A 26,817-nucleotide genomic window follows, 5' to 3' on the forward strand; every position below is an offset into this window, starting at 1 on the left:
GGCGGCTCGCATGTCATTTCTTGAGATCTTTGGCTGAAATAACCCGGAAACCGCCTGATGCGGCATCGTGCGGGAAGAAATCCGGCATGACGTAGAGAAACTCGCATTCGAGGACGCGGTAGTGCAGACGCAGCAGCGGATCGCGGATGATCTCTTCCAGCGGCGGCCGTATGCCGGTCTCGTTCCAGCGATCGATGGTGGCGCGGAACCGCGGGTCGGCCTTGACCTTGTCGTCGTCGCCCGATGAGCCGGCATAGGCCGAGCAGCGGCCATCGCCGATCAGCCAGCGCGCACCAAGGCGGCGGCCGTGGCGCTCCATTTCCTTCAGCAGCCGGATCGCCGTGTTGCCGCCGCGGTGGCTTGGGCGGACGCAGAGATTGTAGGCATAGAGGGCGTACACCGGCTCGCTGCGCGGCAGCGACGCAAAGACGTCGAAATTCGCCGGGAAATCAGCGCGCACCAGCGGGTCCTGGCTCGTTTCGGTGAAGCAGAGCGTGCCAGCAAGCACATCGCCGTCGATCGCCCCGAGCATGGTGTGCCCGAGCGCCAGCCGCCGGCGGATGGTCGCTTCGCTGGCCTGCAACGGAGCGGCCCAGGCGGCAGCCTCAAGCTCCATCAGCAGCGGCAAATCGTTCGTGCCCAGCTGGCGGACGGGAAGCGCAGTGCTCTCGAAGTTCATCTCTCGGCTGTCTCGACTCAAGACGCGCTATAGGGGGCACCGCCGCTTTTTGCTAGTCACCACAACCCCCGTTTGCGATTGTAGACGAAAAAGTGGATCCGAATGATATTCTATGTGACGCATAGAAAGCACGCCTATACCCATGCGGTCGTGCTTCTCTATCACCGGACTGACCTGCAAGCGTCATTCCGGCTGGTGCGCTATGAGGATGCCGGGCTGCTGCGCGGCGTTGACGCGGGTGTGGTGATCTGGTCGGACATGGACCGGCTGACCGCCGACGAGATAGAGCGGGCGGCCAGCCTCAGTGCGGAGCTGGCACGGGAAACGAGCCTGACGCAGCTGAACCACCCGGGCGTCAGCTTGCAGCGCTTCGATCTGCTACGCATGCTGCACGACGATGGCAGCAACGCTTTTCGCGTCTTCAGGCCGCAGCAGCTGAGCGACACGATACGCTATCCCGTCTTCATCCGCGACGAGGTGGGGGCGCTCTACGAGGAGCCGCCGCTGCTGCACGACCGACCGGCGCTGGACACCGCACTCGCCAAGCTGGACCGCAGCAGGCTGGTGCGGCCGATGGTGGTGGAGATGGTCGGCACGGCTGGGCCGGACGGCTATTTCAGGAAATTCGCCGCCTTTCGCGTCGGCACTACGATCTACGCCCAGCATTGCGCCATGTCGAAATCGTGGTTCGTCAAGAATTCGGCCGAGGGGTTGCTGCCGGCACATATCGACGAGATCAGGGCTTATATTGCCGCCAATCCGCACGCCGACCAGGTGATGCAGGTCTTCGAAAAGGCTCGCATACAGTATGGTCGCGTCGACTATGCGCTGGTGGATGGCAAGCTGCTGGTGTTCGAGATCAACAGCAACCCGACCGTGCTCAGCGACCCGCCGACGCCGTTCGCCACCTATGACCCGCAGCGCTTCGCCGACCGCCACGCCGATGCGCTGCTCGCACTGCCGCAGGCGACCGCGCCCGACACGTTGCCCGCGATCGACGCCGCCAATCGAGCGGTCCTGGCCAAATTGCGCCGCCGCTATCAATTCAAGCGGCTGAAGCTCGTGCTGCTGAAAGTCTTCAAGCGAGTTCAGGGAAAATAATCTTCCCCAGCACAGCCAAGCGTTTCTCGCCAGCCAGGCACCGGACCAACGGGGAACGGAAGCCTTCGATGGCGAACGCATGACGAGGTGACCGTCGACGACCGGATCCAATCACGTCGCTTTGCCGACCGCGGCGTCCAGCTCCATCTCGCTGTCTGAGATGTCGTCGAACGAGGCGTAGTTCATGTTGTAGAGGCGGGCGTAGAGGCCTTTTCCTGCCATCAATTGCTCGTGGCTTCCGCTTTCGACGATCTCGCCATTCTGCAGGACGATGATGCGGTCGGCGCCGCGGATGGTGGCCAGGCGGTGGGCGATGACGAGCCCGGTGCGGCCTTCCAGCAGCGTGACCAGCGCCTTCTGGATCAGCATCTCGGTGTAGGAATCGATGCTGGCTGTGGCTTCGTCGAGCACAAGAATCTTGGCGTCGGCGACCAGTGCGCGTGCGAAGCTGATCAGCTGGCGCTGGCCGAGCGAGAGATTGCCGCCGCGCTGCTCGAGTTCGGTGTCGTAGCTGTCGGGCAGTTGCTCGATGAAGTCGTGCGCGCCGACAGCCTGTGCGGCACGGACCACCTCTTCGCGGCTGGCGCCGGTCTTGTGGTAGCGAATGTTTTCCAGCACCGAGCCCGAGAACAGGAACGGCTCCTGCAGGACCATGGCCACCTGATCGCCGAGCGAATCCTGGGTGAGGTCACGCACATCATGGCCGCCGACCAGGACCTGACCCGACCAGACATCGTAGAAGCGGTGCACTAGCGCCATGGAACTGGACTTGCCCGACCCGGTCGGACCGACCAGCGCGACAGTCTCGCCCGGATTGACGCGGAAGGAGATGTTCTTCAGCACCGGCAGGTTCTGCCGGTAGCCGAAGGTTACGTTCCTGAACTCGACCGAGCCGTCCATGTCGCGCGACAGCGCGAAGGCATCGTCCTTGTCGCTGACATCTATCGGCACGTCGAGCACTTCGGAGATGCGCTGGCCAGAAGCCATGGCGCGCTGCATGACGCTGTACTGCATGGTGAGCGAGCGGATCGGGTCGAAGAAGCGCTGGATGTAGAACAGGAACGCCACCATGACGCCGATGTCGAGGTTTTGCGAAAGCACCATAGAACCGCCGACAACGATGACCGTCGCCATGGCGACGCCGGTCAGCGTGTCGACTATCGGCACCATCACTTGCGCGTATCTGGCCGACCGCAGATGGGCATTGAGATTGGCCAGCACCTTTTCGTCGTAGAGGTCGAAATTGACGTGCTGGCGTTCGAGGCTCTGCACGGTGCGCACGCCATGGATGCCTTCGGCCAGCGCGCCGTTGGCAATGGAGTTGGTTTCGTGCGCGGCCATGAAGGCGACCTTGGCGCGCGGCAGCCAGAACAGGCGCACGATGAACAGCACCGGCATGGTCGACAGCGTCAGCAGGCCGAGCCGGAAATCCAGCCAGAGCAGGACGCTGACGATGCCGAACAACAGCACGATGTCGCCCACCGACATCACCGATGTCTCGAGGAATTCCTGCATCGAATTGACGTCACCTTGCAGGCGCGACATCAGCCGTCCCACTTCGGTCTTGTCCATGAAGCTCAACGAGACAAGCTGCAGGTGACTGAACATGGCGCGGCGCAGGTCGGACAGCACATTTTCGGCGACCTTGCCGACGACGCTTTCCTGCACATAGGAGGCGGCATAGTTGACCAGGATGACGGCCGCGAAAGCGCCGATCGCAGAGTTCATCACCGACCGGTCGAACCTGCCCTCTGTCATGCCGTGGTCGATGGCGTAGCGGATGATCAGCGGGATCGCCAGCTGCGTCAGCGTGAACACCAGCACAGCGGCGACCGAGATGAAAATCCGGCCCTGATACGGTTTCACGAAGCTCCAGATGCGCCTGATAATGCGCGGATCGTAGGCTTTGCCGAAAACCTCTTCCTCGTCGCGATGCGAGCCGACGACAGCCTTTGTCGGCCGTCCACTGGTATCGTCCTTCTCGTCGTCGTTCTGTGTCGACATCATGCGGCTCCCAGCTGCGGCCGGTCGTCTTCCGGCCGCAGCTGCAGGTCGTAAAGCGCGCGATAGCGTCCACCGAGCGCCAGCAGTTCGTCATGCGTGCCGCGCTCGACAACTTGGCCGTTTTCAACGAACAGGATCTGGTCGGCATGCATCAGCGAACTCAGCCGGTGCGAGATGATGAGAGTGACGCGGTCCTTGGCGAAGCGCTTCATCGCCGTCCGGATACGCTGCTCAGTGCCGGCGTCGATGGCCGCGGTGGAATCGTCGAAGACCAGCACCGATGGCCGCAGCATCAGACTGCGCGCGATGGTCAGACGCTGGCGCTGGCCACCGGAAAGCGACGCGCCGCGTTCGCCGACGACCGTGGTGTAGCCGGCGGGAAGCCCGATGATGTAGTTGTGCAACTGGGCAAACTCGGCTGCCTGCCCGATGCGGGTTTCGCGCGCCCAGGGATTGCCATAGGCGATGTTGTTTTCGATCGAGGTGGTGAACAGGAACGCGTCCTGCTGCACGACGCCGACGGCCTTGCGCAGCGATTGCAGCGTCACCGCACGGATGTCCTGGCCGTCGATGGTGATCGAGCCCGACGTCACATCGTAGAAGCGCGGGATCAGATGGGCGATGGTCGACTTGCCGCTGCCCGGCGGGCCGACAATGCCGATGGTCTCGCCGGACCTGGCCTCGAAGGAAATGCCGGACAGTGTCTGCCGCTCGCCCGCGCCCGCGTAGCGGAAGCCGACATTGTCGAAGCGCAGCACGCCGTCAGTGATGACGAGGTCCCTGGCGTCAGGTGCGTCCTTGATGTCGAGCTCGGCGTCGAGCAGTTCGAACAGCCGGGTGCCGCAGGTCGAGGCGCGCGCAAACGAATTGACCATCAGGCCGAGCTGGCGCACCGGCATCTGCAGGATGGTCATGAAAGTGAGGAACTGGGCCAGCGTGCCAACGCTGATCTCACCTGCAATCACCTTCTGGCCGCCGAACCACAGCACCAGGCCCATGGCGGCGAGGAACGAGAAATTCATGGCGCTGGTGTTGGAGACGCGAATGTCGACACGCTGATCGGCAAGCTCCAGCGCCGACCGCTTGGCGCGGTCGAATTTTTCCAGCTCGTGTTTCTGCGCCGCAAAGGCCCGCACGACGCGGATGCCGCCGAGATTCTCGTCCATCACCCGGCTCAGCACCGACAGGCGCTCCTGCAGCGTCAGCCAGGTGCTGCGCAAGGCCAGTTGAGTGACCGAGGAGCGCCAGGCGACGAACGGCACGAAACTCAGGCTGAGCAACCCGAGCTCAAGGTCGGTGCTGATCAAGAGGTACGAGCCGACGCCGATCAGCACACCGAGCAGGACTACGCGCAATATGCCGGTGGAAAAGAACATGCGCACGCCGTCGAGATCGAGCAGCCCAAGCGTGATGAGATCGCCGGTATGGACCTTGTCATGGAAGGAGAAGCTCAGGCGCTGGATCTTCTCATAGAAAGCCAGGCGCAGCTCATAGCCGGTGCGATGGCCGACGGCCTCGCCATAGTAGTTCTGCGCCATGGTGAAGAGGCCGCGCAGGATGCTGACGACGAGCAGCGTGAGCGCCGTGTTCCACAGCGCGTGCTCGGCCGCCACGCCGGCACCGGTAGCGATCACGCCTTGCGCCTGATCGATGGCGCGCCCCAGCAGGCGCGGAATGAAAAGCTGCAGCGTCGCGGCGATGAAGGTCGAGACGATGGTGATGGCAACTTGCCAGGGATGGCGAAGCGTCATGCGGGCAATACGCAGCAAGGTGCTGAGGCCCTTGCCCCATGACGCCTCCGCCACATGGGCAAACGATTTGCCGCGCTTCGGCGCGCCGCTGGCCGCATCCGTATTCAAGGAAATATCCAGACCCGCCCGGGGTTTAGCCCGGACTAATGAAGCAGACTCAATGTGAGCGGTTAATTCGGCGCGATGTTACGCGTGTCCGGCTTGACCGTTCAAGAGCCAATGACGGCCTCGCACTGTGCCTGAAAGGAACTGCTGCTGTGAGTGTTCAGGGTGCCGGTGGCGGCTGCGGTGTCAGCGAGCAGCTTGAGAGCATTCAGGCTTGGCTCGCCAGCGTTGAAAGGCTGCTGAGCAGTTTCGTTCTGTCCTTGCCGATCATCAGCACGCCGCTGTCAGGGGCCAGCAGCGCCGAGAATGGCAGCATGGCGGCACCGATCGGCGAGGCCTCGGGGCCGAATTGTCCCGACACGATTTCGGGCGCCACGATGCCGATGGCGCTGATCCGGTTGAACTGGGTCTGCACCCTTGCCAGCAGCTCGAGATGGATCGGCCGCGGCAGGATGCTGTCGAGAACGATCGCCTCGATGTCGATGACGGAGGTGATGGCGATGATCGCCTCGACCAGCGCGTTGGCGCAATCGTCGATCCATTCGAACAAAGGCTCGCGCGCGCCCGGCGGCAGCGGATCCAGTTCCCGCACGCGATTGATCTCGACGCCGCGCGACTTGAGATGATTGACCAGCACATAGATCGAGGCACGATGCAGCAGGCTCTGGTAGCGCGCCGGTTTGGCCGCCACCGAATCGAGGTTCGAAGGCGAGACCGGCAATGGGCCGAGTGCGGCGCTGTTGCCGTGCGGTCCGGTATGGACCTTGCCGCCTTGCACCAGCCCGCCGCCGACGAACGTGTCGATCGAAATATGCATGAAGTCGCGAAATCGCGCGCCGGCTCCCTGGATGAGTTCGGCGAGCGCCGCCGAGGTTGCGTCGTTTTCCACGAAAACCGGGGTTTTCGGCTTGGCCGTGAAGAATGTCGTCAGGTCGATTGCATCCCAGCGGCTGCCAAGGTCATCGGGAAAGCCGAGCTCTTCGCTCCAGCCGCCGAGGAAATAAGGTGAAGCGATGCCGACGCCGACGATGCTGGCATCGCCAAGCCCGGCGACCACCTTGTCGAAATTGGCCAGCGACATATTTCCGGCCCTGAGCACCAGATCGGGATCTGGAAACCGGTATTCGTGCGACTCGCGGGCGCGGACCTCGCCGGCAAAGTCGACAAGCACGGCCTCCAGCGCACGCCGGCCGATCTTGATGCCGACGCTGTAGATGCGCTCCGGCGTAAGCCTGTAGAGAGTGGACGGAGATCCGCGTTGCCCGAACCTTTTTCCCACTTGCTTTACGAATCCCGAAGACTCCAGGCCGTCGACAATGGTGGCGACCGCGGCCGGCGTCAGATTTGCGGCGCGCGCCAGGTCGGATTTGGAAGCCTCCTTCAGCCGCCGGATGGCATCGAGCACGAAACGCTCATTGTAATGCCGAACCTTGACGGAATTACTGCCTTTTCCAGACAAAACCGGCGCCTCCCTTCACTTCTCGCGGAGCCACTCTGGCCGCCTGCAGTTGTGAAGCTGCTGCGATCAGGGCACTCCGGCCGCGCCCGTGCGCGACGCGACAGTGCCTCTCTGAGCCATGGAAGTCAATTTTCCTGTTGCAGCCTGAACCTATTTAATATAGCAAATTGAAAAAATAATCGCCCAGGGAGGGAAGGTGCTGCACTCAGGCGCATATGGCGAAGCCCATGCTGCGGTGAAGAGGGACGTGCCTGTCCCCGTCGCCCTGGTTCAGGCGACAAAGGCCTTCGGCGGCACGATTGCCCTCAAGGACGCGTCCTTCGAATTGCGCTCCGGCGAGGTGTTGGCGCTGCTTGGCGAGAACGGTGCCGGCAAGAGCACCTGCGTGAAGCTGCTGGCCGGTGTGCATTCCCCTACCGACGGCCATGTCGAAGTCGACGGCACGCCCGCCGTTTTCCATTCGCCGCACGACGCCCAGGCTGCCGGGATTGCGGTCATGCATCAGCATCCCGGCCTGTTCCCGGACCTCTCGGTGGCAGAAAACATCTATCTCGGCCACATGCCGCGCGACCGTTTTGGTGGCATCGACAACGCCGCCATGCTTGCCGGCGCGCGCAAGGTGCTGGCGACGGTCGGCCTCGACGTGCCGGCCGAAACACGGTTGGGAACGCTGCGCACTTCCGAACAGCAACTGGTCGAGATCGCCCGCGCTTTGTCACTCGACGCGCGCGTGCTGATCATGGACGAACCCACGGCGGCCCTGTCGCAGCGCGAGGTCGAGCGGCTGTTCACCGTCGTCGCCGATCTCAGGCTGCACGGCGTGTCGATGATGTTCGTCGGCCATCGCATGGACGAGATTTTTCGCATCGCCGACCGCATCGCCGTGCTGCGCGACGGGCGCCTCATCGGCGTCAAGCCGAAGGCAGAGCTTGGCCGCACTGCTGCCATCAGCATGATGGTCGGCCGCGAAGTGACCGATCTCTATCCCGAACGGCGCCACGCGAGCGGTGCGCTGGTGCTGGAGGCGAGGGGGCTTTCGCGCGCCGGCGGCTTTTCCGACATCGACCTCAAGCTTCACGCCGGTGAGGTGCTTGGGCTTGGTGGTCTCGTCGGCAGCGGGCGAACCGAGATCGCACGCGTGCTGTTCGGCATCGACCAGCCGGATGCCGGCGAAATTCTGATCGACGGCCAAGCCGTGCGCTTTACTTCGGCGCGCGACGCCATGGATGCGCGCATCGCCTATGTCTCGGAAGACCGCATGGGCCAGAGCCTGGTGATGGATTTTTCGATCCTCGACAATGCGGTGCTGCCCGTCCTCGACAAGGCAGCTACAGCCGGCTTCTACGGCGCCGATCGCGCCATCGATCTGGTTGCGGACTGGCTGAAGCGCATGAAGCTGCGCTTTTCCGGCTACGGGCAGCCGGTCAAGGAATTGTCCGGCGGCAACCAGCAGAAGGTGGTTCTGGCCAAATGGCTGCGCACCGAGCCACGCGTCCTCATCCTCGACGAGCCGACGCAAGGCATCGACGTCGGCACCAAGGCGGAGGTGCACGCGATGATCGCCGACCTTGCCGCGCAAGGCATGGCGATCATCCTGATCTCCTCGGAAATGCCCGAGCTGATCGGCATGTGCGACCGCATCGTCGTGCTGCGCGAAGGCCATCAGACGGCCGAGTTCGCGCGCGGCCAAGCCACCCAGGAAAAGGTTCTGGAAGCGGCGACCAAGACCGACGAACGCGCCGGCCAGGCAGCGCAGACAGAGCGTGCGGCCCTCGAGGAGAAGACAAAGGGACCGTTCGACTTCCTGAAGCGGCGGGAGTGCGGCCTGCTCGCGGCGATGCTGGCGGTCGCCATTCCAGTCACCATCATCAACCCGCGCATGGTGAGCGCGGCCAACCTCACTGCCGTGTCGATGGATGCCGCCTTGCTGATCGTTGCGGCATTGGCGCAGATGCTGGTGCTGATTACCCGAAACATCGACCTGTCAATTGCCGCGGTGATAGGCCTTTCCGCCTATATGGCGGCCAGCATGGTTCAGGCCTATCCGGGTTTGGACATCGCCATCGGCCTGATCACCGCCTGCGCTGTCGGCGGTTTTGCCGGGCTGCTCAACGGCTTGGTCGTGACGAGGGGAAATATCCCGGCCATCGTCGTCACGCTGGCCTCGATGTCGATCTTTCGCGGCTTCAACTCGATCTGGGCGGCGGGCGACCAGATCAGCGCCGACGAAGTCACTCAAACCTGGCTCGACATGACCGGGCTGAAGATCGCCGGCGTGCCGCTGATCGTCGTCATCGCTGTTGTCATCCTGTGCGCCGGCTATGTGCTGCTCTATCGCACGGCCACGGGACGCGAGCTGTTCGCCACCGGTTCCAACCCGGATGGAGCGCGTCTCATCGGCATTCCCGTCGACCGGCGCATCCTGCTGGCCTTCGGCATGGCCGGTCTGCTTGGCGGCCTGTGCGGGGCGCTGTGGGCATCGCGCTACGCCACCATAGATGCCCGCGTCGCGCTCGGCTTCGAGCTCACCGTGATCGCTTCGGCCGTGGTCGGCGGGGTCGCCATCCGCGGCGGCTCGGGCACGCTGCTCGGCATTATCCTCGGCGCGCTCACCCTTTTGGTCATCAAGAACGGGCTGACGCTGGTGCGCGTCGACCCGCTGTGGCTGCAAGGCGTTTACGGCCTGGTGATCCTGGTCGCCATCGGCATCGACACCTTCATCGTGCGGCGCGCCGAGCAGGCAAGACAGGCGAGGGCGAGATGAAGAAGTTCCTGCGTTCGATCGACTTCTGGGATCTGCTGCTGGCGACCTCTTGCCTGGCCATCTTCCTCTACGCGGCGATCTTCGTGCCGAATTTCGGCTCCGGTTTCAATCTTTCGCAACTGGCCGCCAGCGCCTCGGAAAAGGCGTTGCTGATCCTGCCGATGACGCTGCTCATCATCACCCGCGAGATCGACCTGTCGATCGCCTCGGTGCTGGCTCTGACCTCCGTGGTCTTCGGCCTGCTCGTCCAGGCCGGCGTGCCGACGCTGATGGCAATCCCGCTGACGCTCATCGCCGGCGGCCTGCTCGGCGCTTTCAATGGCTATCTGGTCTCGGGCCTGGGACTGCAGTCGCTGGTGGTGACGCTCGGCACAATGGCGCTCTATCGTGGCATTGGCTACATCCTGCTCGGTACCGGTTCGGTCAACATCCTGCCGCCCGCCGTCGTCGATTTCGGCATCAACAATCTGCCGGGTACCGAAATACCGTGGACCATCGTGCCCGTCCTGGTGCTGGCCCCGGTCTTCGCTGTCGTCCTGCAAAAGACGCCGACCGGCAAGCGCATCTATGCGCTCGGCGGCAACCCCGAAGTGGCGCGCTATTCCGGCATCAACACGCGCCGCATGGTGCTGAAACTGTTCATTGTCTCGGGCGTCGTCGCGGCCATCGCCGGCGTCGTCTATACCGCGCGTCTGTCCAATGCCCGCGCCAACAACGCACTCGGCATGGAGCTCGACGTCATCACCATCGTGCTGCTCGGCGGCGTCAGCGTCTTTGGCGGCAAGGGCCGCCTGACCGGCGTCATGCTGGCGCTGCTCCTGATCGCCGTCATCCGCAACGTGCTGGCGCTCAACCAGATCGGCGGCGACGCGCAGGGCATGCTCATCGGCCTGCTTCTGATCGGCTCACTGCTGGTCGGCAATTACTGGCGCTCCGCACAGGAGAGGCTCACAAGATCGCGCGTCTTGCGCGAGACCAAGGGGTGATCTCGGGGCCCTTCATTCAAGCCCGAATTTCAAACGGAGGAGTCACAATGAAAGCGTTTAGATTAGCCCTGCTCGCATCCGCGGTTCTGCTCGCGCCGGCGTCGCTGGCCTTCAGCCAGGAGTGCGCCAAGGAACCGGTAACGGTCGGCTTCCTGCCCAAACTCGACACAGATCCCTACTTCAAGGTGGCTTTTGGAGGCGCCGAAGAGGCGGCGAAGGAAATTGGCGGCACTGCAACCCAGGTCGCCCCGTCGCAGGCGACGGCGGAGGCGCAGATCGAATTCATCAACAGCCTCGTGTCGCAGAAGGTCGGGGTCATCGCAATTGCCGGCAACGACGCCAATGCCGTTGCGCCTGCGCTGAAGCGCGCCGTTCAGCAGGGCGTCAGGGTGATCTCGTATGACTCCGACGTGGCGGCCGATGCCCGCGCGGTATTCGTGAACCAGGTGAAGGGCGACAGTCTCGCCGAAATGATGCTGGAAAGTGCATTCGCCCTCAGCGGCGGCGAGGGCGAGTTCGCGATCCTGTCGTCGACGCCGACGGCAACCAACCAGAACGCCTGGATCGACTTCATGAAGGCGAAGATGACGGCCGAGCCGAAGTTCGCCAAGATGAAGCTGGTGCAGGTCGCCTATGGCGAAGAGAGCGAGCAGGTCAACCAGCAGCAGGCGCTGGCGCTGGTGCAGGCGTTTCCCGATCTCAAGGTGATCATCGTTCCGGCAGGCATTGGCCTCCCGGCGGCCGCGCGCGCACTCGAGGAGGCGGGCATGATCGGTAAGGTCAAGCTGACCGGCCTCGCGCCGGCCACTCTGATCTCGAAATACATCAAGGACGGCGCCGCTCAGGACATCTGGTGGAATGTCACCGATCTTGGCTATCTTACCTATCAGACGGCCCAGGCGCTTGCGCAGTGCAAGATCACCGGCAAGGAAGGTGAGAAGTTCACGGCAGGCAGGCTCGGCGAATACACGGTCGGCGCCAGCGGTGAATTGATCCTCGGCCCGGCCAAGATCGTCACTCCCGACAATCTGGCCGAGTTCAAGTTCTGATCCCGGGCACTTGAAACTACGGCGGCGCTGGGTCCAGCCGGCGCCGTCTTCCAACCTTGTCTTTCAGTCGAACAGCGCGAGGGCGACGATGAAACTCTTGCTGGCAGGTGAGATCTTCGCGGCGACAACTTCGGTCGCTGCCGGCGGCGACGTGTTGACAAGCGCGACTTGGGTGAATGGCGCGACGGCCTTCAATGCCGCGCTGGCCACCGAGGGCATCGCTGTCACGCAGATCGGTGGCGATCGCTGCGCGGCCGAGTTTCCCTATGACCTCGATGCGCTCGCTGAGTATCAAGCGGTGGTCATCTCCGATGTCGGCGCACTGACCTTGTTGGTCACGCCCGAGGCCCGCGCCGGGCGTGTCGGCGTCAACCGCCTCGACGTGCTCAAAGCCTATGTCGAAGGCGGCGGCGGGCTGATGCTGGCCGGCGGCTATATGGGCTTTCAGGGCATGTTCGGGACGGCGCGGTTCCACGACACGCCGGTCGAAGATGTTCTGCCGATCCGCTGCCTGCCGTTTTGCGACGGCATGGAGGTGCCGCAAGGCCTGCAGGCGTCCATCCTGCAATCGTCGCATCCGATATTTGCCGGCGTGGAGGGGCCCTTGCCGCCGATCCTCGGCATGAACAAGCTGGATTTCAGGCGCGACGGTTCGTCCCGGCTGCTTGCGACCTGCCATCATCGCGGCGCGGACTGGCCGCTGCTTGCCGTTCGCAGCCATGGCCGTGGCCGCACCGTCGCCTGGGCAACCGATATCGGCCCGCATTGGCTGTCGCAGGATTTTCTCGGCTGGCCGCTCTACGGCAAGCTGATGGGAAACATCGTCCGCTGGCTTGCCGGCAAGGAATAGGAAGCCCCGGCAGGATGAACAACTGAGACGCCGCGCTCAGAGCGGCCAGGTCGGAACCGATTGCTATTTCTTCGCTATCCGCGACGGCCTCGGTGGTTGATATCTGCGGCTTAATCGTGACCTGGCACGGGCTGTTGCCAGCCTTTCGTGATATCGATAACATATCCAGCCTGACCCGATTCCACGAGGTGGGGTGCATGAACGAGGCTGAACGCCAGAGGGACCTTGTGCTCGATAGTCTGGCGTTTGCCTGGAGCAGACCAGCGCCATCAGGGGGAGCGGAATGATGGCCAAGGCTGCCACATCGAGGCCGGGCGAAAGCCACACGCCGACAATGGTCGACGTGGCGCTGCGCGCTGGTGTATCGACCATGACGGTGTCGCGCGCCTTGAAGGAAGGCAGCCGCGTCTCCAAGGCGACGCGCGAAAAGATCATGGCCGCGGTCAACGACCTCGGCTACGTGCTCGACCAATCGGCCGGCAGCCTGTCCTCGCGCAAGACAGGGTTCGTCGCGGCGATCGTTCCCTCGATCAACAATTCCAACTTCGCCGACACCGCACGCGGCATTACTGACGAGCTAGAGAGCACCGGGCTTCAGCTTTTGCTCGGCTACACCGATTACACGGCTGAGAAGGAAGAACAGCTGATCGAGGCGATGCTGCGACGGCGGCCGGAAGGCATCATCCTGACCGGCGGCGCGCATACCGACCGCGCTCGCCGCCTTTTGAAAAGCGCCGGCATTCCCGTGGTCGAAACCTGGGAGCTGCCGGCCAAGCCGATCGATCAGGTGGTTGGGTTCTCCAACGAAGAGGCGATGGGTCTGCTGGTCAAGACGCTTGCCAAAAAGGGCTACCGAAAATTCGGCTACATCGGCGGCACGACCTCGCGCGACACGCGCGGCAGCCAGCGGCGCGAAGGTTTCGTCAGGGCCATCGAGGAACTCGGCCTGCCGACCGGCCGGCTCGTTTCCTTCGGTGTGCCGCCGATCTCCATCGAGCAAGGCGGCCAGGCCGTCGTCAGCATGCTGGAGCGCTGGCCGGACACGCAAGCCGTGCTTTGCGTCTCGGACCTCTCGGCCTTCGGCGCGCTGATGGAATGCAAGCGCCGGGGCATGCAGGTGCCGCAGGACATCGCCATTGCCGGTTTTGGTGACTATGAGGTCGCCGCCTTTTGCCACCCCGGCATCACCACCGTGAATGTCGACTGCTACGGCATCGGGCAACAGGCTGCACGAAGATTGATCCAAGTGATCCGTGGCGACGAGAAACGGCACGGCCAGGAAATCGTCCTGACCAGCTATCGCGTCGTCGAGCGGGAAAGCACCTAGAGCGTTTCACCGTTTCACAGAAACGGCGAACCGCTCTATCTCTTTATTTTTGCGCAATTCCGGACGGAAAACCGTTCACACTTTTCCTGGAATTGCTCTAACGTTGCCGTGCCGGTTCAGAAGGCGATCTGGACCTTCATCGACTTGTTGCGGTCACCGGCGATCTCGAAAGCCGCAACCGCCTCGTCGAGCGGATAGATGCCGGATAGCAGCGGTTTGACATCCACCCGACGGCGGTTGATCAGGTCGACGGCGAGCGCGAACTCGTCGTGGAAGCGGAAGCTGCCGCGCATCTCGATTTCCTTGGCGACGATCAGGTTCTGCGGGATCGACACGTCGCCGCCGAGGCCGAGCTGCATCAGCACGCCGCGCGGCTTCAGAACATCGAGGCCGGACCGCACAGCGCGTTCGTTGCCGGAAGCCTCGAACATCACGTCGAAACTGCCCTTGTCGACATTGTAGGCGGCGAGTTTTTCGCCGTTGGTCGCGACATTGATCGTCCGGTCGGCGCCGATTTCCAGGGCTTTTGCCAGCACGCCGTCCATGACATCGGTGGCGACGATTTCGCGCGCGCCGTGGGATCTGGCGGCGAGGATGCAAAGCGCGCCGATCGGCCCGCAGCCGGTGACCAGAACCCGCTTGCCGAGCAGCGAGCCGGCGCGGTTCATGGCATGCAGCGTCACCGCAAAAGGCTCGGCGAAGGCGGCTTCGTTGATGGAGACGTGGTCGGCTATTCCGTGGCACTGCCACGCCTCGGCGACCAGGCGCTGGCGGAACGCGCCCTGGATGTGCGGCATCGGCATGGCGCTGCCGTAGAAGCGCATGTTCAGGCACTGGTTCTGCATGCCTTGCAAGCAGTAGCGGCAGGCATTGCAGGGGCGGCTGGGCGAGATGGCGACGCGATCGCCGATGGCAAGCGCAGAAACGCCGCCGCCGATGGCCTTCACCGTGCCGGCAACCTCGTGGCCGAGGATCATCGGCTCGCGCAGGCGGATCGTGCCGAAGCCGCCATGATTGTAATAGTGCAGGTCCGAGCCGCAGATGCCGCCGGCTTCGACTGCTATCTCCACTCGTCCGTCGCCGAGGACGCCCGTATCGGTCTCCTCGATCCTCAAATCTTTTGCCGCGTGGATGACGATCGACTTCATAAGGTGATCCTCTCTCAGACGACCGGCGTCAGCAAGGTCCGTCCACTGAAATGGGCCTCGAGGTTGTCGCGAACGAGCTGACCCATGGCCTTGCGGGTCTCCACCGTGCCGCTGCCGTGGTGCGGTTGCAGCACGACGTTGGAAAGCTTCGCGAAGCGCTCGTCGATCGTCGGCTCGTTCCAGAACACGTCGAGCCCGGCGCCCTTGATCGCACCGGATTCTAGCGCAGCGAGCAGCGCCGTCTCGTCGACGGTGCTGCCGCGCGCGATGTTGATGAGGATGCCGTCCGGCCCGAGCGCTGCCAAAACCTCTGCATTGACGATGTTCCTGGTGCCTTCGCCGCCGGCCAGCGTCACCATCAGAAACTCGCTCCGGCGTGCCAACTCAACCAGGTCGCCGACAAAGTCGTAAGGCAGGTCGTCATGTTCACGGGTGCCGAAATAGGCGATCTCGCAGTCGAAGGCAGAAGCGCGCCGGGCCACCGCCTTGCCGATGCGGCCCATGCCGACAATGCCGAGCCTCTTTCCATAAACGCGCGTGACCAGCGGCATGTTGGCCTTGCGCCAACTGCCATCGCGCGCATAGGCGTCGGCCTGGGGAATCTGGCGCGCCACGGCGAGCAGCAGCCCGATGCCGATATCGGCGACATCCTCGGTCAGCACGTCAGGTGTGTTGGTGACGCGGATGCTGTTTTCCCTCGCATAGGCAAGGTCGATGGCGTCGGTGCCCATGCCGTAGCAGGAGACGATTTCGAGCTTCGGCAGTTTGGCCATCAGCGCGGCACTGGCGCCAAGTTCGCCGCGCGTCGCGATGGCACGGATGGCGTCGGCATGGCTTGATATCAACGCGTCCTTGTCGTCGGCCTGCCAAAGCTTGTGGACGCGATATTTCGCTTCGAGGTCTGCCATGTCCCAGTCCGGATAGGGGCCGGTCATCAATATGTCGGTCACGGCATCGTCTCCCGCGCAACTGCATTTTTCCATTGACTATGTTATCGATAACATTCATGTCAATAGGCACTGGCGGCGGCGCGGCGGAAATCGTATCCCGCTTCCAGGGACATTCCTCGGGAGGAGCACTTGAGCAGTTCGTTGTTCGATTTGACCGGCATGCGGGCGCTGGTCACCGGTTCGGGGCAGGGGATCGGCCTGGCCTTGGCGGAGGGGTTGGCGCAGCACGGCGCCGAAATCGTGCTCAACGGGCGCAGCGCCGAAAAAATCAAAGCAGCCGCGGATGCGCTGGCGGCCAAGGGGTACAAGGCCCATAGCGCCGTCTTCGACGTCACCGATCACGCGGCGGTGGCGAATGGCGTTGCCGAGATCGAGACGACGATCGGCGCCATCGACATCCTCATCAACAATGCCGGCATGCAGTTCCGCATGCCGCTCGAGGATTTCCCCGCCGACAAATGGGACGAATTGCTGCGCACCAACATCTCCAGCGTGTTCTTCGTCGGGCAAGCGGTGGCGCGGCACATGATCCCGCGCAAGCGCGGCAAGATCATCAACATCGCTTCGGTGCAAAGCGAGCTGGCGCGGACCAACATCGCGCCCTATACGGCCACGAAAGGCGCGGTGCGCAACCTGACGCGCGGCATGTGCGCCGACTGGGCCAAGCATGGCTTGCAGGTCAATTCCATCGCGCCGGGCTACTTCAAGACGCCGCTCAACCAGGCGCTGGTCGACAATCCCGAATTTTCTGCCTGGCTGACCAACCGCACGCCCGCGGGACGCTGGGGCGACGTCGGCGAACTGGTCGGCGCGGCGGTGTTTCTGGCCGGACCGGCCTCATCCTTTGTCAATGGACACACGCTCTATGTCGACGGCGGCATCACGACCTGTCTTTGAACCCGCGCTCATCGTCGTGATGGGCGTCAGCGGCTGCGGCAAGACCAAAGTTGGCGTCGAGATCGCCGCGCGGCTTGGCCTTGCCTTCGTCGAAGGCGATACGCTGCATCCGCGTGGCAATGTCGAAAAAATGTCGGCGGGCATCCCGCTTGCCGACGACGATCGTTGGCCCTGGCTGGATCTGGTCGGCGCAGCCTTGCGCCAGGCGCGTGAAGAGGGCCGCGGGCTCGTCGTCTCTTGCTCGGCGCTGAAGAAGTCCTATCGCGATCGGCTTCGCCATGCGGCGGGCGGGCCGCTGTTTTTCGTATTCCTGGAGGGGTCGCGCTCGCTGCTGCAAGCCAGGCTCGCCGCGCGCCGCGACCACTTCTTCCCGCCGGCCTTGCTCGACAGCCAGTTCGCGGCGCTGGAACATCCCGGCGACGAAAAGCTGGTGGTCACCGTTGATATCGACGCGCCCGTCGACAGCATCGCCGATGCGGCGCTGCAGGGCCTGGGCGCCTTTGGGGTCGGCCCCGCCAGGATCAGGAAAGAGGCTCGTTGAGATGACGCAAGCTGCAAGAGTCGCCGTTGTCGGCGCCGGCATCATGGGATCGGCGATCGCCACCCGGTTGATTGAGTCCAATCAGGCGGTGACGGTGTTCGATCTGGACAAGGCCAAAGTAAACGCCCTGACCGCCAAGGGTGCGGTTGACGCTGCGTCGGTTGCGGAGGCAACGCGGGCGAACGACTTCGTCATTCTCAGTCTCAACCATGCCGATATCGTGCGTTCGGTGGTGTTCGGCGATGCGGGTGTCGCGGCTGCGGCGTCGCCCGCAAAGCTGCTCATCGACATGTCGTCGATCGACCCGGCCGACACTGCTTCGATGGCGAAGAAACTCTCGGCCGAGACCGGCATGAAATGGCTCGACTGTCCGCTTTCGGGCGGGGTTCCCGGCGCGCTGGCCGGCCGGTTGACCGTCATGGCGGGCGGTGACGCCGCAGACTTCGAACAGGCGCGCACTGTGATGCAGCATCTCTGCGCCAACTACACGCTGATGGGGCCGAGCGGGGCAGGGCAGACGACCAAGCTGATCAACCAGCTGTTCTGCGCCGTTCTGTTCCAGGCCGTCGCTGAAGCGGTAAAGCTTGCCGAAGCCGGCGGCGTCGATCCGAAGGCAATCCCGGCGGCGCTGAAGGGCGGGCGGGCCGATTCCAGCATCATGCAGGAGTTCATGGCAAAGTTCGCCGCCCGTGATTTTTCAGCCACCGGCCGCATCGACAACATGCTGAAGGACCTGGATTCGCTGCAGGCTTTTGCGCTCAAGACCAAGACGCCGATGCCGATGACCGGGCAGGTGGTCGAGATCCACCGCCTGCTTTGCGCCGCCGGCCTCGGACCGAAGGATTCGGCCGAGATGATGCGCCTGCTCGACGGCAAGACCAGCTAAGCGGAGAGCCCTGATTTTGTCGCTTGACGCTCAGAAATGTTATCGATAACATCATTTGGCGATCTTGGGAGGAACGCTTTGTGTCTGAAGAAAAACTGATCGAGTTCCAGTCGATTACGAAGGTGTTTGGCGGCACCCGCGCGCTCTCCGACGTGTCGCTCGATCTGCACAAGGGCGAGATCCTGGCGCTGCTCGGCGAGAATGGCGCCGGCAAGTCGACGCTGATCAAGACGCTAGCCGGCATCTACCGTCCCGATGGCGGCAGCATCCTGTTTCGCGGCGAGCCCTATCATCATCGCCCGCCGCGGCCGAACCAGCGCCAGTCCGTCGCTTTCATTCACCAGGATCTCGGTCTGATCGAATGGATGACGGTCGGCGAGAATGTCGGCCTCGCGCAGGGATTTTCGCTGCGCTCCGGTCTCATCGACTGGCGTTCCACCGAAAAGCGGGCGCACGAGGCGCTGAAGCTGGTCGGCTGCGATTTCGATCCGACGACGCGCGTCCAGGATTTGACCCGCACCGAAAAATCACTGGTCGCCATCGCCCGCGCTCTGGCCACCGAGGCCGATGTGCTGGTGCTCGATGAACCGACCGCCAGTCTTCCGGCCGACGAGGTCGACCGTCTGTTCGACGCCATCCGCCCGCTCAAGCAGCGCGGCGTCGGCATGATCTATGTCTCGCATCGCCTCGACGAGATTTTCCGCATCGCCGATCGCGTCGCCGTGCTGCGCGACGGCAGGCTGGTCGGCCAGAAGAAGGTCGCCGACACCAGGCCCGACGAACTGGTCGAGATGATCGTCGGTCGTCCGGTCAGCCAGGTTTTCAGCAAGGCCCAGACGCAGGCTGGCGAGACGGTGTGCGCGGTCCGTGACCTGGTCTGCACCGGCGCCGGGCCGGTGTCGTTCGACGTGCGCAAGGGTGAACTGCTCGGCCTGGTCGGCTTGCGCGGCGCCGGGCAGGAACTAGTCGGCCGGGCGCTGTTCGGCTGCCAGGCCTTTTCCGGCTCGGTGACGATCAACGGTGTTGCGCCCGACCTGTCGAGCCCGATCGCGGCGATGTTGGCCGGCGTCGGCCTCATCGCCCGCGACCGGACCGAGGAATCCATCGCGGCCTCCTTGTCGATCCGCGAGAACAGCTTTCTCAATCCGGGCGCCGGCAAGCGCGGCCTGTTCTCCTTTCTGGCGCCGCATAAGGAGGCTGCCCTGGCGCAAGTTATCGGCGGCTCGGTCGGGTTGCGCCCCAACGATCCGAACCTGCCGATCGAGGCGCTTTCGGGCGGCAACCAGCAAAAGGTGGTCGTCGGGCGCTGGCTCCACACCGGCCGCACCTTGCTGATCGCCGAAGATCCGACCGCAGGCGTCGATGTCGGCGCCAAGGCCGAGATCTACCGGTTGATCGGCCGCGCGCTTGAAGCCGGCCTCGCCGTCGTCGTGGTGTCGACCGATTTCGAGGAGATCGCCCATATCTGTCACCGCGCCCTGGTGTTTTCGCGCGGACAGATCGTGCGCGAACTCTCCGGCAACGACCTGACCACATCCGCCGTGATCATTGCGGCATCGGCTTCCGAAGCCGCCTGATTTTTCTGGGAGCGAACCCATGCAATCGATCGAATCCAGCGCACTCGAACCGACCCGTGGTGAAATGGCGGGTTTGCCGTTGGGGCAGAAGATCATCCGGCTGCTGCCGGTCTACGGACTGGTGATCCTGACGGCGCTGCTGATCCTTTTGTTTTCGATCCTGCTGCCGAACACCTTTCCGACCCTGCTCAATTTGCGCTCTATCATCTCCGACAAGGCAATCATCGCGCTGCTGTCGCTGGCGGCGATGATCCCGATGGCGTCCGGTCGCATCGACCTCACCGTCGGCTACGGCATCGTGCTGTGGCACATCCTAGCCATCAGCCTGCAGACCATGTTCGGCGTTCCATGGCCGCTGGCGGTGATCATCGTGCTGCTTCTCGGTGCTGCAACCGGCTTCCTGAACGGACTGCTGGTCGAAGTCGCCCGTATCGACTCTTTCATCGCCACGCTCGGCACGGGGACAGTGCTCTACGCGCTGGCGCTATGGCACACTGGCGGCCGGCAGGTTGTCGGCGTGCTGCCGAACGGGTTCTACGCGCTCAACGGCACGATGGTATTCGGGCTGCCGATCACCGGCCTCTATGTTTTGGCCATCGCCGTCGCGCTGTGGATCATCCTCGAATATCTTCCGATCGGCCGCTACGTCTATGCCATCGGTGCCAATCCGAAGGCTGCGGCGCTCAACGGCATTCCGGTGCGTCGCTTCGTCATCGGCGCCTTCATCTCGTCGGGCTTCCTGACGGCGCTGACAGGCGTGCTGCTTGCCTCCAAGCTGCGCATCGGCCAGGCGAGCGTCGGGCTGGAATATCTGCTGCCGGCGCTGGTCGGCGCCTTTCTCGGCTCGACCACGATTAAGCCCGGACGCGTCAATGTCTGGGGCACGATGATCGGCGTCATCATCCTGGCGGTGGGCATTTCCGGTATCCAGCAGTTCGGCGGCTCGTTCTTCGTCGAGCCGCTGTTCAACGGCGTGACGCTGCTCGTCGCCATCGGCATCGCCGGTTACGCCCAGCGCAAGCGCGGCGCCGCGCACAGGGCCAGGACCAAGACCGTAGCGCAGTCCTCGAAGTGACAAGTCGAATCCACCCGGGAATAATGGAATGAGCGACTATGAGATTCTGGACGATCGCTTCCGAAAGCTGACGATCGGGCATGCCAAGCTCGAACGGCTGTGGACCGGCAGCCGCTGGGCCGAGGGGCCGGTCTATGTTCCCTCGGCAAAGCATTTGCTGTGGTCGGATATCCCCAACGACCGGTTGCTGCGCTACGACGAAAGCGACGGCTCGGTCAGTGTCTTCGAAACCCCTTGCAACAACCAGAACGGCCACACGCTCGATGGCGAAGGCCGCGTCGTCGCCTGCGAGCATCGCGGCCGGCGCATCTCCCGGCTTGAGCATGATGGGCGCTGGCTGCCGCTTGTCGATGCCATCGATGGCAAGCGGTTCAATTCGCCCAACGATGTGGTGGTCAAATCCGATGGGACGATCTGGTTCACCGACCCGGTCTACGGCATCGACAGCCACTATGAAGGCATGATTGCCCGGCCGGAGATCGGCGCGTCTTATGTCTACCGGTTCGACGAAGCCACAGGGGAGGTGGCTGCGGTCATCACCGATATGGTGCAGCCGAACGGGCTGGCTTTTTCACCCGACGAGAAAATCCTCTACGTGTCGGATACCGGCGCAAGCCATGTTCAGGGCCTGCCGCGGGCGATCAAGACCTATGATGTCGCCGCGGACGGCCGTTCGCTGCGGCCGCGCGGCACGCTCGCCGAATGCGAGGCAGGATTCTTCGACGGGTTCCGCGTCGATCGCGATGGCAACATCTGGGCCTCCAGCGCCGATGCGGTTCGCGTCTACGCGCCGGACGGGACGCTGATCGGGCGCATCCTGGTTCCCGAAATCGTCTCCAATCTGTGCTTCGGCGGTCCGAAGCGCAACCGCCTCTACATCACCGCCCAGACGTCGCTTTATTCCATCTATGTCAACGCGCATCCAGCCGGTTTGGGCCCGGTGGCTGGGCATATCAGCCAGTGACCTGGCGCCCGAAGTCGAGTCCCGGAAGACCAGACAATTTTTTTGAAACCAAGAGAGGTACCAACATGCAACGCAGAACATTCCTGAAATCATCCGTCGCCTTGATGGCGATCACAATCGCTGCTCCAGTCCTGTTCGCCGGCCATGCACGGGCGGACGCGATGGCCGACGCCATGGCGGTGGTCGAAAAATATGCGCAGAAAGTCACTGCCTGGGACGGCCCGACCACCGGTCCGAAGGCGCAGCCGGGCAAGACGATCGTCGTGCTCGCCGGCGACCTCAAGAACGGCGGCATTCTGGGCGTCACCACCGGCGTCGAGGAAGCGGCCAAGGCGATCGGCTGGGAGGTCAAGGTGATTGACGGCGCCGGTTCGATCGGTGGCCGCACCGCTGCCTTCGGCCAGGCGATGGCGCTGAAGCCGAATGGCATCGTCATCAACGGTTTCGACGCCGTGGAGCAGGCGCCGGCGCTGGAACAGGCGAAGGCCGCCGGCATCCCGCTGGTTTCCTGGCATGCCGGGCCGGTGATCGGGCCCGATGAAAAGAGCGGCGTCTTCGCCAACGTCTCGACCGACGCCATGCAGGTCTCCACGGCTGCCGCCGACTGGGCCTATGCCGATGCCAAGGGCAAACCCGGAGTCGTCATCTTCACCGATTCGACCTACGCCATCGCCATCGCCAAGGCCGACAAGATGAAGGCGGAGATCGAGCGGCTGGGCGGCAAGGTGCTCGAATATGTCGACACGCCGATCGCCGAGACCTCGCAGCGCATGCCGCAGCTCACTACCTCGCTGCTGCAGAAATACGGCGATGCCTGGACGCATTCGCTGGCGATCAACGACCTCTATTTCGACTTCATGGGACCTTCGCTGGCCGCGGCCGGCAAGGCCGGCACCGACGCGCCGATCAATGTCGCCGCCGGCGACGGTTCGGAATCGGCCTATCAGCGCATCCGCGCCGGCCAGTTCCAGAAGGTGACGGTCGCCGAACCGCTCAACCTGCAGGGCTGGCAACTGGTCGACGAACTGAACCGCGCCATTGCCGGTGAAAAATGGTCGGGCTATCTGTCGCCGCTGCATGTGGTGACGGCCGACAATGTCGAGTTCGACGGCGGTCCGAAGAATGCCTTCGACCCCGAGAATGGCTACCGCGACCAGTACAAGAAAATCTGGGGCAAATAAGCACGCACCGAGGCGGGCGCATCACTCGATGCGCCCGCACAGACGTCTCAAGCGCACAAAGTCAGGAAAGCCTCGCCATGATCATTCGCTACGCCCTCTTCGAAGGTGAAATCCATCCCGGACAAGAGGGCGAATTCCGGCGCTTCGTCAGGGACAGGCTGGTGCCGCTGTGGACGCAGTTTCCCGGCGCCGAGGAAGTGCGCGTTCTCGACGGCACGGCGCGCGACGAAGGTGCGCCCGCCTACGCGATGGCGCTGGCCATTCGCTATCCGGACATGGACACCTGCAACCGGGCGCTTCAATCCGACGTAAGATTTCAAAGCCGGGAGGTCACCGGTGAACTGCTGAAGATGTTCACCGGCCGCGTGCATCACCATGTTTTCGAGGCTAACGAATACGCTCCGGCGTGATCGGGACGGCTGGTATCATCATTAATTGCCGGATGCCTGTCTCTGCGGCTAAACTGGCCGGCCGAGACGGCGCGAGGACGTGATGATGCTCAACGTGGCAGACTATGGCGGCAAGGAAGCCGATGTCGTGCGCGCGCTGGAAGAAGACATCATCTTCGGCCAGCTTGAGCCCGGCGCGCGGCTGGTCGAGGATGTGCTGCTGTCCCGGTTTCCGGTGTCGCGCCACACCATTCGCCAGGCGCTCTACCAGCTCGAAAAGCTCGGCGTCGTTACCCGCGAGCGCAACAAGGGTGCGATGGTAAGGCGGCTGACGCCGGACGAGGTGCGGCAGATCTACGAAGTGCGCGAACTGCTGCAGCGCCAGGCCGCGCTGATGATCCCGCTGCCGGCAAGCGAGTCGTTGATCGCGGAGCTGTTGGAGATCAACCGGGTCTACAACGCCCATGTCGACAACCACTATCTGCGTGGCATCCACGAGGCCAATGACCGCTTTCACATGACTATTTTCTCGGCCTGCGGCAACGACTATCTGGTGTCGTCGATCGACCACTATATGCGGCTCAGCCTGCCGATTCGGGCCAATTCGCTGGCCGACCGCGAGAAACTGGAAGTGTCGCGCCAGCATCACGGGTTCATGATCGAAGCGCTGAAGCGGAAGGACAACTGGGTTCTGGCCCAGCTTTGCGTCGACCATCTGCAACCCAGCAAGATCTACTACCTCGAGGAAGTCGAGAAGGCGGGATAGTGAACGCAGCCGCTAGCGGCAGCCGCGAATGCCGGGCCGAGGCCCATGGTCGAGCGGCGTCGTTCAGTTCATGCGAATTTCTGATCCGCCAGCAGCGGCATCTCAACCGCGCGCCGCAATCCCGTCGCAACCACCGACACCCTGAATTTGCCGGCCAGCGCCCGGTCGAATATGGCGCCGACGATGATGTCGGCGTCGGCGTCGACCTCCTCGCGGATGCGGGTGGCGGCCTCGTCGACTTCGAACAGCGTCATGTCCATGCCGCCCGAGATCGAGACCAGCACGCCCTTGGCGCCGATCATCGAGGCTTCATCGAGAAGCGGGTTGGCGATCGCCGCCTCGGCGGCCCGCTTGGCGCGGCCTTCGCCCGTGGCTTCGCCGGTGCCCATCATGGCGCGGCCCATATCGCGCATCACCGACTTCACATCGGCAAAATCGAGATTGATCAGGCCTTCCTTGACGATGAGGTCGGTGATGCAGCCGACGCCCGAATAGAGGACGCGGTCCGCCATGACGAAAGCGTCGGCGAATGTCGTCTTGGCATCGACGATCCTGAACAGATTCTGGTTGGGGATGACAATCACCGTATCGGCGCATTCGCGAAGCCGCTCAATGCCCTCTTCAGCCGATTGCATCCGGCGTTTGCCTTCGAAGGTAAACGGCTTGGTGACGACGGCCACGGTCAGAATTCCCGCTGCCCGCGCCGCCTGCGCGATGACAGGCGCGGCACCGGTCCCGGTTCCGCCGCCCATGCCGGCGGTGACGAAACACATATGCGTTCCCGCCAGATGGTCCATGATCTCGTCGATCGATTCCACGGCTGCGGCGCGGCCGACCTCGGGCAGGGACCCGGCCCCCAGGCCCTCCGTGATGTGAGCTCCCAACTGGATCAGCCGCGATGCCTTCGACATGGTCAGCGCCTGGGCATCGGTGTTGGCGACGATGAATTCCGCGCCCTGCAGGCCCTCTGAAATCATGTTGTTGATGGCGTTGCCGCCACCGCCGCCGACGCCGACAACCGTTATCTTCGGCCTCATCTCGGAGATTTCCGGCCTGGTCGCGGTGTTCATTGCCGTTTCTCCCTGGAAAGCGGTGGTCGACATAATCGTTGCCGGCACCCGCACGAAAACTTGGTCGCACGGGATGCCAGAATCAGGCTCGTGGCCATGCCACAGGGAATCAGAACGCGGAGTCTGCGGCAAGGTGCAATGCACGTTGCTGATGTCACACGGAAGGTGAATTCTGTGGTTTTGCCGGTGAAATGAACGACAATCTCGCGCCACATGGGTTATCGTGGCGCATTCGTGCAGCGTCAAAGTCGTCTTCACCCGGGGTCAATCCATGGCAAATCCACCGCGCCGACCGACAAATCCGATGGAGGCCGCCGAAGCCGCCTTCAAGCCGATCAAGAAGCCGGCGGCGCCGGTTCGGGAAGCGTCGGTCGCGCCCAATGTCAGGGAGCTCGTTTCAATCAGGATCGACCGGGCCGTGCTGGATCATTTCCAGGAGGATGGACCCGGCTGGCAGGATCGCATCAACGACGCGCTGCGGGAGTTGGTGGCCGGCAAGCCGATCGTCTAGCTCGTCTGCTCGGTCAGTGCAGGCCGAATTCGCGCAGCAGTTCTTCGCGATAGCGCACGAACCGGCTTTCGCTGCGGTCGCGCGGGCGGGGCAGGTCGACGTCGATCAACCTGGCCGCGCCGCCTTTCTCCTTGGGCAGGATCAGCACCCGGTCGGCAAGATAGATCGCCTCTTCCAGATCGTGGGTGACCATGACCATGGTGACGTTCTCCTCGCTCCAGATGCGGGCCAGTTCCTCCTGCATGCCGATCTTGGTCATGGCGTCGAGCGCGCCGAGCGGTTCGTCGAGCAGCAGGATTTCCGGCTGCACGGTCAGCGCCCGGGCGATGCCGACGCGCTGTGCCATGCCGCCCGAGAGCTGTCTGGGCCAAGCGTCGGCGAATTCGGCGAGGCCGACGAGCGCGATGTAGAAGCGGGCCCTTTCCTCGGCGTCGGCCTTGGCCACGCCGCGCACTTCGAGGCCGAAGGCGACATTGCCGAGCACGGTCAGCCAGGGCAACAGGCGCGGTTCCTGGAAAATCACCGCGCGCTCGGCGCCGACGCCGTGGACCGGCTTGCCGTCGATGGCGACGCCGCCGCTGTCGGCGGCCTCCAGCCCGGCGAGAATGCGCAGCAGCGTGGTCTTGCCCGAGCCGCTGGCGCCGACGATGACCAGGCATTCACCGGAGCGGACGTCGAGGCTGAGCGTCCTCAGCACGGCAAGCTGACGCCCGCCCAGCGTGAAGGATTTGGAGAGGTCACGGATCGAGACCTCTCCGCCGCGGTTGGTGCCCGTCATTTCCAGCTC

Annotated in this window: 24 protein-coding genes; 16 read left to right on the forward strand and 8 right to left on the reverse strand. The window is 63.6% G+C overall.

Annotation, left to right across the window (positions count from 1 at the left end):
• Nucleotides 1-13: 13 nt before the first annotated feature.
• Nucleotides 14-679 carry a hypothetical protein gene (locus AC1D0N_RS12435; protein ID WP_477244202.1) on the reverse strand — a complete coding sequence of 222 codons (666 nt, stop codon included), beginning with the start codon at nt 677-679 and terminating at the stop codon, nt 14-16.
• Nucleotides 680-793: 114 nt separating this feature from the next.
• On the opposite strand from AC1D0N_RS12435, the gene AC1D0N_RS12440 reads away from it, so the two are divergent.
• Complete coding sequence (locus tag AC1D0N_RS12440) at nt 794-1,780, forward strand: hypothetical protein (protein ID WP_477244204.1); 987 nt, start codon at nt 794-796, stop codon at nt 1,778-1,780.
• 111 nt (nt 1,781-1,891) lie between these two features.
• Here AC1D0N_RS12440 and AC1D0N_RS12445 read toward each other — a convergent pair whose 3' ends face one another.
• The 3 genes from AC1D0N_RS12445 to AC1D0N_RS12455 form a co-directional block, all read right to left on the reverse strand.
• Nucleotides 1,892-3,784, reverse strand: a complete 1,893-nt coding sequence (locus AC1D0N_RS12445) for an ABC transporter ATP-binding protein (protein WP_477244206.1) — start codon at nt 3,782-3,784, stop codon at nt 1,892-1,894.
• Nucleotides 3,784-5,643, reverse strand: coding sequence for an ABC transporter ATP-binding protein (locus AC1D0N_RS12450; RefSeq protein ID WP_477244208.1), 1,860 nt, complete (start codon nt 5,641-5,643; stop codon nt 3,784-3,786). Before AC1D0N_RS12450 ends, AC1D0N_RS12445 begins: the two co-directional genes overlap by 1 nt.
• Nucleotides 5,644-5,848: 205 nt before the next feature.
• A complete protein-coding gene (locus AC1D0N_RS12455; RefSeq protein WP_477244210.1) occupies nt 5,849-7,045 on the reverse strand; it encodes an ROK family transcriptional regulator in 1,197 nt (398 codons plus the stop codon).
• Nucleotides 7,046-7,346: 301 nt separating this feature from the next.
• On the opposite strand from AC1D0N_RS12455, the gene AC1D0N_RS12460 reads away from it, so the two are divergent.
• From AC1D0N_RS12460 to AC1D0N_RS12480, 5 genes are all read left to right on the forward strand, one after another.
• Complete coding sequence (locus tag AC1D0N_RS12460; RefSeq protein ID WP_477244212.1) at nt 7,347-9,863, forward strand: ATP-binding cassette domain-containing protein; 2,517 nt, start codon at nt 7,347-7,349, stop codon at nt 9,861-9,863.
• Nucleotides 9,860-10,849, forward strand: a complete 990-nt coding sequence (locus tag AC1D0N_RS12465) for an ABC transporter permease (protein ID WP_477244213.1) — start codon at nt 9,860-9,862, stop codon at nt 10,847-10,849. The genes AC1D0N_RS12460 and AC1D0N_RS12465 overlap by 4 nt, the downstream gene beginning before the upstream one ends.
• A 47-nt stretch (nt 10,850-10,896) precedes the next feature.
• Complete coding sequence (locus AC1D0N_RS12470; RefSeq protein ID WP_477244215.1) at nt 10,897-11,898, forward strand: rhamnose ABC transporter substrate-binding protein; 1,002 nt, start codon at nt 10,897-10,899, stop codon at nt 11,896-11,898.
• 88 nt (nt 11,899-11,986) lie between these two features.
• Nucleotides 11,987-12,748 carry a glutamine amidotransferase gene (locus tag AC1D0N_RS12475; RefSeq protein WP_477244217.1) on the forward strand — a complete coding sequence of 254 codons (762 nt, stop codon included), beginning with the start codon at nt 11,987-11,989 and terminating at the stop codon, nt 12,746-12,748.
• A 283-nt stretch (nt 12,749-13,031) separates the two neighbouring features.
• Entirely contained in the window at nt 13,032-14,075 is a 1,044-nt protein-coding gene (locus AC1D0N_RS12480; protein ID WP_477244218.1) for a LacI family DNA-binding transcriptional regulator, read from the forward strand.
• A gap of 116 nt (nt 14,076-14,191) precedes the next feature.
• Here AC1D0N_RS12480 and AC1D0N_RS12485 read toward each other — a convergent pair whose 3' ends face one another.
• Together AC1D0N_RS12485 and AC1D0N_RS12490 are read right to left on the reverse strand one after the other, a co-directional pair.
• Nucleotides 14,192-15,223, reverse strand: coding sequence for an L-idonate 5-dehydrogenase (locus AC1D0N_RS12485; RefSeq protein ID WP_477244220.1), 1,032 nt, complete (start codon nt 15,221-15,223; stop codon nt 14,192-14,194).
• 14 nt (nt 15,224-15,237) lie between these two features.
• Nucleotides 15,238-16,206: a 2-hydroxyacid dehydrogenase gene (locus AC1D0N_RS12490; RefSeq protein WP_477244222.1), complete on the reverse strand. Its 969-nt coding sequence runs from the start codon at nt 16,204-16,206 to the stop codon at nt 15,238-15,240.
• A 126-nt stretch (nt 16,207-16,332) separates the two neighbouring features.
• On the opposite strand from AC1D0N_RS12490, the gene AC1D0N_RS12495 reads away from it, so the two are divergent.
• From AC1D0N_RS12495 to AC1D0N_RS12535, 9 genes are all read left to right on the forward strand, one after another.
• Nucleotides 16,333-17,070 (forward strand): SDR family oxidoreductase, encoded by a 738-nt coding sequence (locus tag AC1D0N_RS12495; protein ID WP_477245001.1) that lies wholly within the window; start codon nt 16,333-16,335, stop codon nt 17,068-17,070.
• Nucleotides 17,039-17,611 carry a gluconokinase gene (locus tag AC1D0N_RS12500; RefSeq protein WP_477244223.1) on the forward strand — a complete coding sequence of 191 codons (573 nt, stop codon included), beginning with the start codon at nt 17,039-17,041 and terminating at the stop codon, nt 17,609-17,611. The genes AC1D0N_RS12495 and AC1D0N_RS12500 overlap by 32 nt, the downstream gene beginning before the upstream one ends.
• 1 nt (nt 17,612) lies before the next feature.
• On the forward strand, nt 17,613-18,497 hold the full coding sequence (locus tag AC1D0N_RS12505; protein ID WP_477244225.1) for an NAD(P)-dependent oxidoreductase: 885 nt from the start codon (nt 17,613-17,615) through the stop codon (nt 18,495-18,497).
• Nucleotides 18,498-18,577: 80 nt separating this feature from the next.
• Nucleotides 18,578-20,074, forward strand: a complete 1,497-nt coding sequence (locus AC1D0N_RS12510) for a sugar ABC transporter ATP-binding protein (RefSeq protein WP_477244227.1) — start codon at nt 18,578-18,580, stop codon at nt 20,072-20,074.
• 19 nt (nt 20,075-20,093) lie between these two features.
• Nucleotides 20,094-21,149 carry an ABC transporter permease gene (locus AC1D0N_RS12515; protein WP_477244229.1) on the forward strand — a complete coding sequence of 352 codons (1,056 nt, stop codon included), beginning with the start codon at nt 20,094-20,096 and terminating at the stop codon, nt 21,147-21,149.
• 28 nt (nt 21,150-21,177) lie between these two features.
• The gene (locus AC1D0N_RS12520) at nt 21,178-22,113 is read left to right on the forward strand and encodes an SMP-30/gluconolactonase/LRE family protein (RefSeq protein WP_477244231.1); all 936 of its coding nucleotides are present in this window, start codon (nt 21,178-21,180) and stop codon (nt 22,111-22,113) included.
• A gap of 65 nt (nt 22,114-22,178) precedes the next feature.
• Nucleotides 22,179-23,294, forward strand: a complete 1,116-nt coding sequence (locus AC1D0N_RS12525; RefSeq protein ID WP_477244233.1) for an ABC transporter substrate-binding protein — start codon at nt 22,179-22,181, stop codon at nt 23,292-23,294.
• Nucleotides 23,295-23,371: 77 nt separating this feature from the next.
• Nucleotides 23,372-23,704: a hypothetical protein gene (locus tag AC1D0N_RS12530; RefSeq protein WP_477244235.1), complete on the forward strand. Its 333-nt coding sequence runs from the start codon at nt 23,372-23,374 to the stop codon at nt 23,702-23,704.
• An 85-nt stretch (nt 23,705-23,789) separates the two neighbouring features.
• Entirely contained in the window at nt 23,790-24,449 is a 660-nt protein-coding gene (locus tag AC1D0N_RS12535; RefSeq protein WP_477244236.1) for a GntR family transcriptional regulator, read from the forward strand.
• A 68-nt stretch (nt 24,450-24,517) separates the two neighbouring features.
• On the opposite strand, the gene ftsZ is transcribed toward AC1D0N_RS12535, so the two are convergent.
• The gene (gene ftsZ, locus AC1D0N_RS12540) at nt 24,518-25,519 is read right to left on the reverse strand and encodes a cell division protein FtsZ (RefSeq protein WP_477244238.1); all 1,002 of its coding nucleotides are present in this window, start codon (nt 25,517-25,519) and stop codon (nt 24,518-24,520) included.
• 271 nt (nt 25,520-25,790) lie between these two features.
• On the opposite strand from ftsZ, the gene AC1D0N_RS12545 reads away from it, so the two are divergent.
• On the forward strand, nt 25,791-26,030 hold the full coding sequence (locus tag AC1D0N_RS12545; protein ID WP_477244240.1) for a BrnA antitoxin family protein: 240 nt from the start codon (nt 25,791-25,793) through the stop codon (nt 26,028-26,030).
• A 13-nt stretch (nt 26,031-26,043) separates the two neighbouring features.
• Here the strand turns inward: AC1D0N_RS12545 and AC1D0N_RS12550 are convergent, their stop codons facing one another.
• Nucleotides 26,044-26,808 carry an ABC transporter ATP-binding protein gene (locus AC1D0N_RS12550; protein WP_477244242.1) on the reverse strand — a complete coding sequence of 255 codons (765 nt, stop codon included), beginning with the start codon at nt 26,806-26,808 and terminating at the stop codon, nt 26,044-26,046.
• Nucleotides 26,809-26,817: the final 9 nt, after the last annotated feature.

The sequence above is a fragment of the Mesorhizobium sp. P2_E10 genome (assembly GCF_056404235.1).